At 55.6% G+C, this 12,826-nt stretch carries 9 protein-coding genes, 2 tRNA genes and 1 other RNA gene; 7 read left to right on the top strand and 5 right to left on the bottom strand.

Features of this window, described 5'->3' with window-relative positions:
• The first annotated feature begins 8 nt into the window (after positions 1-8).
• The 5 genes from N5C09_RS01945 to narI all read left to right on the top strand — a co-directional run bounded on the left by N5C09_RS01945 (position 9) and on the right by narI (position 8,447).
• The gene (locus N5C09_RS01945) at positions 9-1,406 is read left to right on the top strand and encodes a NarK family nitrate/nitrite MFS transporter (RefSeq protein ID WP_063452236.1); all 1,398 of its coding nucleotides are present in this window, start codon (positions 9-11) and stop codon (positions 1,404-1,406) included.
• Positions 1,407-1,787: 381 nt separating this feature from the next.
• A complete protein-coding gene (locus N5C09_RS01940; RefSeq protein WP_193037711.1) occupies positions 1,788-5,531 on the top strand; it encodes a nitrate reductase subunit alpha in 3,744 nt (1,247 codons plus the stop codon).
• A complete protein-coding gene (gene narH / locus N5C09_RS01935; RefSeq protein WP_279748341.1) occupies positions 5,528-7,063 on the top strand; it encodes a nitrate reductase subunit beta in 1,536 nt (511 codons plus the stop codon). The genes N5C09_RS01940 and narH overlap by 4 nt, the downstream gene beginning before the upstream one ends.
• Positions 7,060-7,770 (top strand): nitrate reductase molybdenum cofactor assembly chaperone, encoded by a 711-nt coding sequence (gene narJ / locus N5C09_RS01930; RefSeq protein ID WP_063866535.1) that lies wholly within the window; start codon positions 7,060-7,062, stop codon positions 7,768-7,770. Before narH ends, narJ begins: the two co-directional genes overlap by 4 nt.
• Positions 7,770-8,447, top strand: coding sequence for a respiratory nitrate reductase subunit gamma (narI, locus tag N5C09_RS01925; protein ID WP_279748340.1), 678 nt, complete (start codon positions 7,770-7,772; stop codon positions 8,445-8,447). Before narJ ends, narI begins: the two co-directional genes overlap by 1 nt.
• A gap of 240 nt (positions 8,448-8,687) precedes the next feature.
• Here the strand turns inward: narI and N5C09_RS01920 are convergent.
• The 5 genes from N5C09_RS01920 to N5C09_RS01900 form a co-directional block, all read right to left on the bottom strand.
• A non-coding RNA gene (locus tag N5C09_RS01920) (RtT sRNA) lies at positions 8,688-8,818 on the bottom strand.
• Between the two features lie 46 nt (positions 8,819-8,864).
• A tRNA-Tyr gene (locus N5C09_RS01915) sits at positions 8,865-8,949 on the bottom strand.
• A gap of 34 nt (positions 8,950-8,983) precedes the next feature.
• Positions 8,984-9,068: transfer RNA gene (locus N5C09_RS01910), tRNA-Tyr, on the bottom strand.
• A 157-nt stretch (positions 9,069-9,225) separates the two neighbouring features.
• Positions 9,226-10,068 (bottom strand): formyltetrahydrofolate deformylase, encoded by an 843-nt coding sequence (purU, locus tag N5C09_RS01905; protein ID WP_063452241.1) that lies wholly within the window; start codon positions 10,066-10,068, stop codon positions 9,226-9,228.
• Between the two features lie 41 nt (positions 10,069-10,109).
• Entirely contained in the window at positions 10,110-10,574 is a 465-nt protein-coding gene (locus tag N5C09_RS01900) for a YchJ family protein (RefSeq protein ID WP_279748339.1), read from the bottom strand.
• A gap of 113 nt (positions 10,575-10,687) precedes the next feature.
• Here N5C09_RS01900 and rssA point away from each other — a divergent pair, with 113 nt between their 5' ends.
• Complete coding sequence (gene rssA, locus N5C09_RS01895; RefSeq protein WP_063866537.1) at positions 10,688-11,590, top strand: patatin-like phospholipase RssA; 903 nt, start codon at positions 10,688-10,690, stop codon at positions 11,588-11,590.
• A gap of 89 nt (positions 11,591-11,679) precedes the next feature.
• The gene (gene rssB / locus N5C09_RS01890) at positions 11,680-12,693 is read left to right on the top strand and encodes a two-component system response regulator RssB (protein WP_279748338.1); all 1,014 of its coding nucleotides are present in this window, start codon (positions 11,680-11,682) and stop codon (positions 12,691-12,693) included.
• The last annotated feature ends 133 nt before the right edge of the window (positions 12,694-12,826 follow it).

Below are 12,826 nucleotides of genomic sequence, written 5' to 3'. Positions count from 1 at the left end.
AGGTGTCTATGAGTCACTCTTCCGCTCCCGAAAGGGAAACTGGTGCCGTAATTACAGACTGGCGTCCAGAGGATCCGGCGTTCTGGCAACAGCGCGGCCACCGTGTAGCAAGTCGTAATCTGTGGATTTCCGTTCCATGTCTGTTACTTGCGTTTTGCGTCTGGATGTTGTTCAGTGCGGTTGCGGTTAACCTGCCTAAAGTGGGCTTTACCTTTACCACCGATCAGCTGTTTATGCTGACCGCGTTGCCGTCGCTTTCAGGTGCACTGCTGCGTGTGCCTTACGCATTTATGGTGCCTGTCTTCGGCGGTCGTCGCTGGACGGCTTTCAGTACCGGGATCATGATCGTTCCGTGCGTATGGCTCGGTTTTGCGGTGCAGGATACCTCCACGCCGTTTAGCGTGTTCGTGATCATCTCTCTGCTGTGCGGCTTTGCGGGTGCGAACTTTGCGTCCAGCATGGCGAACATCAGCTTCTTCTTCCCGAAAGCGAAGCAGGGCGGTGCGCTGGGCATTAACGGCGGTCTGGGTAACATGGGCGTGAGCGTGATGCAGCTGCTTGCGCCGCTGGCGATCTCCGTCTCCATCTTTGCCGCCTTTGGTGGCGGTGGCGTGACGCAGCCTGACGGTTCAATGCTGTTCCTGCAAAACGCAGCCTGGATCTGGGTGCCGTTCCTGGTGGTCTTTACGCTGGCGGCGTGGTTCTTCATGAACGATCTGTCCGCGTCCAAAGCTTCCCTGAGCGAGCAGTTGCCGGTGCTGAAACGCGGCCACCTGTGGGTGATGGCGCTGTTGTATCTGGCAACCTTCGGCTCGTTCATCGGCTTCTCCGCGGGCTTTGCGATGCTGTCGAAAACCCAGTTCCCGGACGTGCAGATCCTTCAGTTTGCCTTCTTCGGTCCATTTATTGGCGCGCTGGCACGTTCGCTGGGCGGGATGATCTCCGACCGTCTGGGCGGGACTCGCGTTACGCTGGTGAACTTTGTTGTGATGGCTATCTTCTGTGCGCTGCTGTTCCTGACGCTGCCTGTTGATGGTCAGGGCGGTAACTTCTTTGCCTTCTTCGGCGTCTTCATGGTGCTGTTCCTGACGGCCGGGCTGGGCAGTGCGTCTACCTTCCAGATGATCTCTGTCATCTTCCGCAAGCTGACCATGGACCGCGTTAAAGCGCAGGGTGGGAGCGACGAGCAGGCGATGCGTGAAGCCGCCACCGATACCGCTGCGGCACTTGGGTTTATCTCTGCAATTGGCGCGATTGGTGGCTTCTTTATTCCAAAAGCGTTCGGTATCTCACTGGATCTGACCGGCTCTCCGGCGGGTGCGATGAAAGTCTTCCTCGTCTTCTATATCGCCTGCGTGGCCATCACGTGGCTGGTATACGGCCGTAATACCAAGAAAAACAAGTAAGCTTGATTATCCGTTTGCGCGGCCTCAGTGCCGCGCTTTTTTTTATGCTTTATTAGTTACAACATACTAAAAAACGTATTCACGTTCACTCGCAGGTAACACTGTGATCGCCATCGCTTTACAGGTGTTTCTACCCCTTAATACCTAAGATGTTAAATTTTGCTTCGTCTTTTGTACGATAAATAAAAAATATCCATATAAATCATTAATATAAAAAATAATTACAGATACCGCTTTGGTGGTATTTGATCTAATACCCCCCGTGACAGACGCCCTTCGCCTTGATCGTTATCAATTCTCACCATCTTTCATAGCGTTACCTTCGCTGCAAATCAGCAATGTCGATTTAGAGAGCCACAGGCTCCACACAGGAGATACCCGATGAGCAAATTTTTGGACCGGTTTCGCTACTTCAAACAGAAGGGTGAAACTTTTGCCGATGGGCACGGCCAGGTTCTGGATACCAACCGGGACTGGGAAGACGGTTACCGTCAACGCTGGCAGCATGACAAAGTTGTCCGTTCTACCCACGGCGTAAACTGCACTGGCTCATGTAGCTGGAAGATTTTCGTTAAAAACGGTCTGGTGACCTGGGAAATGCAGCAGACCGACTATCCGCGTACCCGTCCGGATATGCCGAACCATGAACCGCGCGGCTGCCCGCGTGGGGCCAGCTACTCCTGGTATCTCTATAGCGCCAACCGTCTGAAATATCCGCTGATGCGTAAACGCCTGATGAAAATGTGGCGTGAAGCGAAAGTGCAGCACAGCGATCCGGTTGATGCGTGGGCCTCTATCATTGAAGATGCCGACAAAGCGAAAAGCTTCAAGCAGGCGCGCGGTCGCGGTGGTTTCGTTCGTTCTTCCTGGAAAGAGGTGAACGAGCTGATTGCCGCCTCCAACGTCTATACCGTGAAAACCTACGGTCCTGACCGCGTGGCGGGCTTCTCGCCAATCCCGGCGATGTCGATGGTCTCTTACGCTTCCGGCGCGCGCTACCTGTCGCTTATCGGTGGGACCTGCCTGAGCTTCTACGACTGGTACTGTGACCTGCCGCCTGCGTCACCGCAGACCTGGGGTGAGCAGACCGACGTGCCGGAATCTGCCGACTGGTACAACTCCAGCTACATCATCGCCTGGGGCTCTAACGTGCCGCAGACCCGTACCCCGGATGCGCACTTCTTCACCGAAGTACGTTACAAAGGGACGAAAACCGTCGCGGTAACGCCGGACTACGCGGAAATCGCCAAGCTGTGCGACCTGTGGCTGGCACCGAAACAGGGTACCGATGCCGCAATGGCGCTGGCGATGGGCCACGTCATGCTGCGTGAGTTCCACCTCGACAAGCCAAGCCAGTACTTCACCGATTACGTCCGTCGCTACACCGACATGCCTATGCTGGTGATGCTCGAAGAGCGCGACGGCTACTACGCGGCGGGCCGTATGCTGCGTGCTGCGGATCTGGTGGACGCGCTGGGGCAGGAAAACAATCCAGAGTGGAAAACGGTCGCCTGCAACAGCAACGGCGAGCTGGTGGCACCTAACGGTTCTATCGGCTTCCGCTGGGGCGAAAAAGGCAAATGGAACCTGGAGCAGCGTAACGGCACCACCGGCGAAGAGACGGAACTGCGCCTCAGCATGCTGGGCAGCCAGGACGAGATCGCCGATGTCGGCTTCCCGTACTTTGGCGGTGAAGGTTCCGAGCACTTCAACAAGGTTGAGCTGCAAAACGTCCTGATGCACAAACTGCCGGTTAAGCGCCTGCAACTGGCGGACGGCTCTACCGCGCTGGTCACGACGGTCTACGACCTGACAATGGCGAACTATGGCCTGGAGCGCGGTCTGAACGACGAAAACTGCGCAACCAGCTACGACGACGTGAAGGCCTATACCCCGGCCTGGGCGGAGCAGATCACCGGCGTGCCGCGCGCGCAGATCACCCGTATCGCGCGTGAATTTGCGGAAAACGCCGACAAAACTCACGGTCGTTCGATGATCATCGTGGGTGCCGGTCTGAACCACTGGTATCACCTCGATATGAACTATCGCGGCCTGATCAACATGCTGATCTTCTGCGGCTGCGTCGGTCAGAGCGGCGGCGGCTGGGCGCACTACGTGGGCCAGGAAAAACTGCGTCCGCAGACCGGCTGGCAGCCGCTGGCGTTTGCCCTTGACTGGCAGCGCCCGGCACGTCACATGAACAGCACTTCCTACTTCTATAACCACTCCAGCCAGTGGCGCTACGAGACGGTTACCGCGCAGGAACTGCTGTCGCCGATGGCGGATAAATCCCGCTACAGCGGCCACCTGATTGATTTCAACGTGCGCGCTGAACGTATGGGCTGGCTGCCGTCGGCGCCGCAGCTGGGCACTAACCCGCTGCGCATTGCACAAGAGGCGAAGAAAGCGGGCATGTCGCCGGTGGATTACACCGTGAAATCGCTCAAGGAAGGCTCAATTCGTTTCGCGGCAGAACAGCCTGAGAACGGTAAAAACCATCCGCGCAACCTGTTCATCTGGCGCTCCAACCTGCTGGGCTCGTCCGGTAAAGGCCACGAGTACATGCTGAAATACCTGCTGGGCACCGAGAACGGTATTCAGGGTAAAGACCTCGGCAAGCAGGGCGGCGTTAAGCCAGAAGAAGTGGAATGGAAAGACAACGGTCTGGACGGCAAGCTGGATCTGGTGGTGACGCTGGACTTCCGTCTGTCCAGCACCTGCCTGTACTCCGATATCGTGCTGCCAACCGCCACCTGGTACGAAAAAGACGACATGAATACCTCGGATATGCATCCGTTTATTCATCCGCTGTCTGCCGCCGTTGACCCGGCGTGGGAATCGAAAAGCGACTGGGATATCTACAAAGACATCGCGAAGAAATTCTCCGAAGTCTGCGTAGGCCACCTGGGCAAAGAGACCGACGTGGTGACGCTGCCAATCCAGCACGACTCCGCTGCCGAACTGGCGCAGCCGCTTGACGTGAAGGACTGGAAAAAAGGCGAGTGCGACCTGATCCCGGGCGTGACCGCGCCGCACATCATTCCGGTTGAACGTGATTACCCGGCAACCTACGAGCGCTTTACCTCTATCGGCCCGCTGATGGAGAAAATCGGTAACGGCGGCAAAGGCATCGCCTGGAATACCCAGAGCGAAATGGACCTGCTGCGCAAGCTCAATTACACCAAAGCAGACGGCCCGGCCAAAGGCCAGCCAATGCTGAACACGGCAATTGATGCGGCGGAGATGATCCTGACCCTGGCACCGGAAACCAACGGCCACGTGGCGGTGAAAGCGTGGGCGGCCCTGAGTGAATTTACTGGTCGTGACCACACGCATCTGGCGAAGAATAAAGAGGAAGAGAAAATTCGCTTCCGCGATATTCAGGCCCAGCCGCGAAAAATTATCTCCAGCCCGACCTGGTCTGGTCTGGAAGATGAGCATGTGTCCTATAACGCTGGTTATACCAACGTTCACGAGCTGATCCCTTGGCGCACGCTTTCTGGTCGTCAGTCTCTGTATCAGGACCATCAGTGGATGCGTGACTTCGGTGAAAGCCTGCTGGTGTACCGTCCGCCAATCGACACCCGCTCCGTGAAAGCGGTAATGGGCGCGAAATCGAACGGTAACCCGGAGAAGGCACTGAACTTCCTGACGCCGCACCAGAAGTGGGGTATCCACTCCACCTACAGCGACAACCTGCTGATGCTGACGCTGTCGCGCGGGGGGCCGATTGTCTGGATGAGCGAAGCGGACGCAAAAGATCTGGGTATCGAAGATAACGACTGGATTGAAGTGTTCAACAGCAACGGCGCCCTGACGGCGCGTGCGGTGGTGAGCCAGCGCGTACCGGCCGGGATGACCATGATGTACCACGCGCAGGAACGTATCGTGAACCTGCCGGGTTCAGAGATCACTGAGCAGCGCGGCGGTATTCACAACTCCGTGACCCGTATTACGCCGAAGCCAACCCACATGATCGGTGGCTATGCGCAGCTGGCCTACGGCTTTAACTACTACGGCACCGTAGGATCGAACCGCGATGAGTTCGTGGTGGTACGTAAGATGAAGAATATTAACTGGTTAGATGGCGAAGGTAATGACCAGGTACAGGAGAGCGTAAAATGAAAATTCGTTCACAAGTCGGCATGGTGCTGAATCTGGATAAATGCATCGGCTGTCATACCTGCTCGGTCACCTGTAAAAACGTCTGGACCAGCCGAGAAGGTATGGAGTACGCCTGGTTTAACAACGTGGAAAGCAAGCCGGGCACCGGCTTCCCGACCGACTGGGAAAACCAGGAGAAGTGGAAGGGCGGCTGGATCCGTAAAATCAACGGCAAACTGCAACCGCGCATGGGTAACCGCGCGATGCTGCTCGGTAAAATCTTTGCTAACCCGCATCTGCCGGGCATCGACGATTACTACGAGCCGTTTGATTACGACTATCAGAACCTGCACAACGCGCCGGAAAGCAAACACCAGCCGATCGCCCGTCCTCGCTCGCTGATCACCGGTAAGCGCATGGACAAAATTACCAGCGGTCCAAACTGGGAAGAAATTCTGGGCGGCGAGTTCGAAAAACGCGCGAAGGACCAGAACTTCGAGAACATGCAGAAGGCGATGTACGGCCAGTTCGAAAACACCTTCATGATGTATCTGCCGCGCCTGTGCGAACACTGCCTGAACCCGGCGTGCGTCGCGACCTGCCCGAGCGGCGCCATCTACAAGCGTGAAGAAGACGGCATCGTGCTGATCGACCAGGACAAGTGCCGCGGCTGGCGTATGTGCATCACCGGCTGCCCGTACAAAAAAATCTACTTCAACTGGAAGAGCGGTAAGTCAGAGAAGTGCATCTTCTGCTATCCGCGCATCGAAGCCGGTATGCCGACCGTCTGCTCCGAGAGCTGCGTAGGCCGTATTCGTTACCTCGGCGTGCTGCTGTACGACGCGGACGCGATTGAGAATGCCGCAAGCACCGAGAACGAAAAAGATCTCTATCAGCGTCAGCTGGAGGTCTTCCTCGATCCGAACGATCCGAAGGTGATTGAGCAGGCGCTGAAAGACGGCGTACCGCAGAGCGTGATTGACGCCGCGCAGCAGTCTCCGGTGTACAAAATGGCGATGGACTGGAAGCTGGCCCTGCCGCTGCACCCGGAATACCGCACGCTGCCGATGGTCTGGTACGTGCCGCCTCTGTCGCCGATTCAGTCTGCGGCGGACGCGGGTGAGCTGGGCAGCAACGGTATTCTGCCGGACGTGGAAAGCCTGCGTATCCCGGTTCAGTACCTGGCCAACCTGCTGACCGCCGGAGATACCCAGCCGGTGCTGCTGGCGCTGAAACGTATGCTGGCAATGCGTCACTTCAAACGTGCGGAAACCGTTGACGGCGTTAACGATACCCGCGCGCTGGAAGAGGTCGGCCTGACCGAAGCGCAGGCGCAGGAGATGTACCGCTATCTGGCAATCGCTAACTACGAAGATCGTTTCGTGGTGCCAAGCAGCCACCGCGAGCTGGCTCGCGAGGCCTTCCCGGAGAAAAGCGGGTGTGGCTTTACCTTTGGCGACGGTTGCCACGGGTCAGACAGTAAATTCAACCTGTTCAACAGCCGCCGCATTGACGCGATGGATGTGACCAGCAAAACGGAGCCGCACCAATGATTGAACTCGTCATTGTTTCGCGTCTGCTCGAGTACCCTGATGCTGCGCTTGCGCAGCATCAACAGGAACTCTTTGATGCACTCGCGTCATCTGAAAACCTGGATAAAGAGGATGCCCAGAAGCTGGGCGTTTTCCTCCGCGACCTGCTGGCGCGCGATCTTCTCGACGCGCAGGCGGACTACAGCCAGCTGTTTGACCGTGGTCGTGCGACGTCTCTGCTGCTGTTTGAACACGTTCACGGTGAATCCCGCGACCGTGGTCAGGCGATGGTGGATCTGATGGCTCAGTACGAACAGCACGGCCTGCAACTCGACAGCCGCGAGCTGCCGGATCACCTGCCGCTGTACCTGGAGTATCTGGCGCAGCTGCCCAAAGAAGAGGCCCTGGGGGGGTTGCAGGACATCGCTCCCATTCTGGCGCTGCTCGGCGCACGTCTACAGCAGCGTGAGAGCCGCTATGCCGTACTGTTTGATCTGCTGGTGAAGCTGGCGAACGCCTCGGTCGACAGCGAAAAAGTGGCGGAGAAAATCGCGGATGAAGCTCGCGACGATACCCCACAAGCACTGGACGCCGTCTGGGAAGAAGAGCAGGTGAAATTCTTTGCTGACCAGAACTGTGGCGAGTCTGAAATCTCTGCGCATCAGCGTCGTTTTGCCGGAGCGGTGGCTCCGCAATATTTGAATATCTCTAACGGAGGACAGCACTAATGCACTTCCTGAATATGTTCTTCTTTGACATTTACCCGTATGTCGCGGGCACCGTGTTCCTGGTGGGAAGCTGGCTGCGTTATGACTATGGCCAGTACACCTGGCGTGCTGCCTCCAGCCAGATGCTGGATCGTAAGGGGATGAACCTGGCGTCAAACCTGTTCCACATCGGGATTTTGGGGATTTTTGCCGGTCACTTCCTGGGGATGCTGACGCCGCACTGGATGTACGAAGCGTGGCTGCCGATTGAAGTGAAGCAGAAGATGGCGATGATCGCCGGGGGTGCCTGCGGCGTGATGACCCTGGTGGGTGGTCTGCTGCTGCTGAAACGTCGTCTGTTCAGCCCACGCGTGCGGGCTACCACCACAGGCGCGGACATCCTGATCCTCTCCCTGCTGATGGCGCAATGCGCGCTGGGTCTGCTGACTATTCCATTCTCTGCGCAGCATATGGACGGCAGTGAAATGATGAAGCTGGTGGGGTGGGCGCAGTCCGTCGTGACCTTCCACGGCGGTGCATCTGAGCATCTGGACGGCGTGGCGTTTATCTTCCGCGTTCACCTGGTGCTGGGTATGACGCTGTTTGTGCTGTTCCCGTTCTCCCGTCTGGTGCATATCTGGAGCGCGCCGGTGGAGTACCTGACGCGCAAATATCAGGTAGTGCGTGCTCGTCGCTGATTCCGTTGTTTTGAAAAAACCCCGCTTTTGCGGGGTTTTTTTTGGCCTGGTGCCTGGGTTTAGCGCGGATGTCGCGGTCGGATGCCGGGTGGCGGCTGCGCCTTACCCGGCCTACGAATATAGTTGTAGCCCCGGTAAGCGAAGCGCCACCGGGGAAAACAGGCAGGGAAGGATTAATCCCGGCATCGGAAAACATGGCGCATTGTGCTTTTGGAGAGTGCTGAAGGATCTGGAAAGTGATGGTGGTGGGGGAAGGATGACTCGGCGCGTTGCGCCTCGCCCTTCGGGTCGTTGCCTGCGGCAACGCTTTCTCGCTACGCTCGAATCGAACCTTGGTCGAAGCTTCTCATCCTTCCGCGCACTGGAGAAACATGGCGCATTGTGCTTTTGGAGAGTGCTGAAGGATCTGGAAAGCGATGGTGGTGGGGGAAGGATTCGAACCTTCGAAGTCGATGACGGCAGATTTACAGTCTGCTCCCTTTGGCCGCTCGGGAACCCCACCAGGGGTAATTCATATTTTGAGGTAAAGCTGAAGATGGTGGTGGGGGAAGGATTCGAACCTTCGAAGTCGATGACGGCAGATTTACAGTCTGCTCCCTTTGGCCGCTCGGGAACCCCACCACGGGGTAATGCTTTTTACTGGCCTGCTTCCTGTTGGAAGCGGGGCGCATCATATCAAATGAGACGCCCCTGTAAAGCATTCCTTTAGGTAAATGACGCTGTTTGCCTGCTTTTTATCCGTAAAGGCGCAAAGCTAATCAATTCATTTTACAAAGGATTAAAGAATAATCGTTCTGTTGCCGTACACGAAAACGCGCTGGGCAAGAACCTGATACAGCGCACGGCTCAGCACGTTCTTCTCAACGTCACGGCCCGCTCGCATCATATCTTCTGCCGTGTAGGTGTGATCCACATGAATCACGTCCTGCATGATGATTGGACCTTCGTCCAGATTATCATTCACGTAGTGGGCGGTCGCACCAATGATCTTCACCCCACGCTCGTAAGCCTGGTGATATGGACGCGCGCCAATGAAGGCTGGCAGGAACGAATGGTGAATGTTGATGATTTTGTTCGGGAAGCGTGCCACGAAGGACGGCGTCAGGACGCGCATGTATTTTGCCAGCACAACGTAGTCCGGGTTATGCGCCTCGATGGCCTGTGCCATGAGGTTGTCGTGTTCTTCACGGGTATGGCCTTCATGGCTGACCAGCTCGAACGGAATGTCGAAGCGCTCAACCAGAGTACGCAGCGTTTCATGGTTGCCGATGACGGCAGCAATTTCGACGTCCAGGCCACCGTAGTTGGCTTTCATCAGCAGATCGCCCAGGCAGTGCGCCTCTTTGGTGACCAGAATCACGATGCGGCGACGACCCGCCGGGTTCAGTTCGCGCACCGAGCCTTCCGGCAGGGCGCTGTCCAGATCGGCAAGCAGGGTGGTGTCGTTGAAAATGCCTTCCAGCTCGGTACGCATAAAGAAGCGACCGGTACGGTGGTCAACGAACTCGTTGTTCTGCACGATATTCAGTTCATGTTTGTAGCAAATGTTGGTGATTCGTGCGATCAGCCCTTTTTGATCGGGACAGATGGTGCGCAGAACTTTACGTTGTAGTGATTGCATCGCCGGGAAATCCTGTTTATGTATTTGCGAAGTCTGAGTTGTCAGGCATTGCTGCCGCAACACTTTTTAAATTTTTTTCCTGAACCACAGGGGCAGGGATCGTTACGACCGAACTGCGGACGTGTGCCGTCAATATAATACCATTGCCCGCTGTCCTTTAAGAACCGGGAGCGTTCAATGATGGCGCCAGGTCTGTTTTGTTCGCTAAAGCGGGCGACAAAACTGACATAGCCTTCGTTGGCATCGCGGCCGGGAGCGGTATCAAAGACGGTGAGGCCCAGCCAGACGGTGTTGGCAAAACCGGCTTCAATCTCTTGACGAAAATCGGCCGCATGGCAGGACGGATGCCAGGTTTTAATCAGGTAGTCTGCGTTTTTGATCACAAAAGCAGTATACCGTGAGCGCATAAGGTGTGACGGGTCTGGTGCAACCTGCTCGCCAGAAAGATATCGCTGGCAACATAGGCTATACTCCAGAGCGCTACCACAGGGGCAGAGTTGAGACACAATTCTTTTCCTGGAACAAAAAATAAGGCGTTAAACGCTTAAGGTAGCAATATGTTAACTGAGCAGTTACGTTGACGCTATGTCGGGAATCCAGGGGAAGTAAAACAGGGCTAATGAGAAAGGTAAAAATTGGACTGGCGTTGGGCTCAGGTGCCGCCCGGGGCTGGTCGCATATTGGCGTTATCAATGCTTTAAAGCAGATGGGAATTGACGTTGATATTGTTGCAGGGTGTTCGATAGGGTCGCTGGTCGGATCCGCGTACGCCTGCGGTAAGCTCCCGGAGCTTGAAAGCTGGGTGCGCTCCTTCAGTTACTGGGATGTGCTGCGCCTGATGGATCTCTCCTGGCAGCGTGGTGGCCTGCTGCGCGGCGAACGCGTGTTCAATCAGTTTCGTAAGATAATGCCTCTCGCTGACTTCAGTCACTGCCAAATGCCTTTTGGTGCCGTTGCAACCAACCTCAGTACGGGCAGGGAGTTATGGCTCACCGAAGGGGATATCCATCTCGCCGTACGTGCCTCCTGTAGTATACCTGGGTTAATGGCGCCTGTGCCTCACAATGGCTACTGGCTCGTTGACGGTGGCGTAGTGAATCCTGTCCCTATCTCACTGACGCGGGCCTTGGGCGCGGATATCGTCATCGCCGTGGATTTACAACACGACGCTCACCTTATGCAGCAGGATTTGATGTCGGTTAATCTTCACAGCAATGATGCCGAAGAAGAGAAACTTGCCTGGCATGCGCGTTTACGCGGCAGAATAGGGCGCCTGACTGCGCGTCGTGCGGTGACCGCACCGAACGCCGTTGAAATCATGACGACTTCGATACAAATTCTCGAGAATCGCCTGAAGCGAAACCGTATGGCGGGCGATCCTCCGGATATTCTTATTCAACCCTATTGTCCGCAAATCTCTACACTTGATTTCCACCGGGCTGAGGCCGCCATAGCAGCGGGCTCGTTAGCCGTCGAAAAGAAAATAGATGAACTGTTGCCTTTTGTGCGTACAGCACGTTAAGCACTTTTTTGATTACTTCAGCAAAATCTGACAGGCGATAGTACTAATAGCATGCCACTATTGAGTAACTGTCAGCCAGGGGAGGAACCATGACAAAGCCATTGGCCGGAAAACACATTTTGATAGTTGAAGACGAGCCCGTTTTCCGATCGCTACTGGATTCGTGGTTATCCTCGCTGGGTGCAACCACGTCCCTTGCCGAAGATGGCGTCGAGGCGCTGGAAAAGATGGCCAGCATTGCGCCTGACCTGATGATCTGCGATCTCGAGATGCCGCGGATGAACGGCTTAATGCTGGTGGAAAAACTGCGTAATGAAGGTTATCAAACACCGATACTCGTGATTTCGGCCACCGAAAATATGGCCGATATTGCCAGGGCATTGCGTTTGGGGGTGCAGGATATCCTGCTCAAACCGGTCAAAGATTTAAACCGACTGCGTGAAACGGTATTGGCCTGCCTGTATCCCAATATGTTTAATTCCCGCGTTGAAGAAGAGGAGCGTCTTTTTCAGGACTGGGATGCCTTAGTCAGTAATCCGCTCGCGGCGGCAAAGCTGCTTCAGGAACTCCAGCCGCCGGTGCAGCAAAATATTTCTCATTGCAGAGTAAATTATCGTCAGCTGGTAGCGGCTGACCAGCCTGGACTGGTGCTGGATATTGCGCCGTTATCGGACGCCGACCTCGCCTTTTATTGCCTGGATGTTACCCGAGCGGGAGATAACGGCGTTTTGGCGGCCTTATTACTGCGAGCGCTCTTTAATGGATTGCTACAGGAACAATTATCCCATCAGGGGCAACGGCTTCCTGAGTTAGGCAGTTTGCTAAAACAGGTGAACCAACTTTTTCGCCAGGCCAATTTACCGGGGCAGTTCCCGCTTCTGGTTGGCTATTATCACAGCGGGTTGAATAACCTTATTCTGGTGTCTGCGGGTTTAAATGCCACACTGAATACTGGAGAACACCATATTCAGGTGAGTAACGGCGTGCCGTTGGGCACGCTGGGTAATACTTACCTTAATCAAATTAGCCACCGCTGCACCTCATGGCAGTGCCAAATTTGGGGGGCAGGAGGGCGGTTACGCTTAATGTTGTCCACAGAGTAAGCAGTCAGATTTTATTTTTCAGATTGCTTTACCTGTGTTTTTGCTGGCGGTGCTACTATCGCGGCAAGTTTCATGCGTATTTGTCTTAATTGATCGGCAACGCGTTCTTTTCAGACCCGTATTAGTGGCTGAG

The sequence above is a fragment of the Enterobacter sp. GD03975 genome, from assembly GCF_029838645.1.
GTDB classification, from domain to species: Bacteria; Pseudomonadota; Gammaproteobacteria; order Enterobacterales; family Enterobacteriaceae; genus Enterobacter; species Enterobacter quasihormaechei.
Note: the sequence above shows the minus strand (reverse complement) of the source record. Positions and strands in the feature narration are given on the sequence as shown.

What these genes read in the sequence shown, in the direction of transcription:
- N5C09_RS01945 (WP_063452236.1), top strand. Translation starts at nt 9, where the DNA reads ATGAGTCACTCTTCCGCTCCCGAAAGGGAAACTGGTGCCGTAATTACA.
- N5C09_RS01940 (WP_193037711.1), top strand. Translation starts at nt 1,788, where the DNA reads ATGAGCAAATTTTTGGACCGGTTTCGCTACTTCAAACAGAAGGGTGAA.
- narH (WP_279748341.1), top strand. Translation starts at nt 5,528, where the DNA reads ATGAAAATTCGTTCACAAGTCGGCATGGTGCTGAATCTGGATAAATGC.
- narJ (WP_063866535.1), top strand. Translation starts at nt 7,060, where the DNA reads ATGATTGAACTCGTCATTGTTTCGCGTCTGCTCGAGTACCCTGATGCT.
- narI (WP_279748340.1), top strand. Translation starts at nt 7,770, where the DNA reads ATGCACTTCCTGAATATGTTCTTCTTTGACATTTACCCGTATGTCGCG.
- purU (WP_063452241.1), bottom strand. Translation starts at nt 10,068, where the DNA reads ATGCAATCACTACAACGTAAAGTTCTGCGCACCATCTGTCCCGATCAA.
- rssA (WP_063866537.1), top strand. Translation starts at nt 10,688, where the DNA reads ATGAGAAAGGTAAAAATTGGACTGGCGTTGGGCTCAGGTGCCGCCCGG.
- rssB (WP_279748338.1), top strand. Translation starts at nt 11,680, where the DNA reads ATGACAAAGCCATTGGCCGGAAAACACATTTTGATAGTTGAAGACGAG.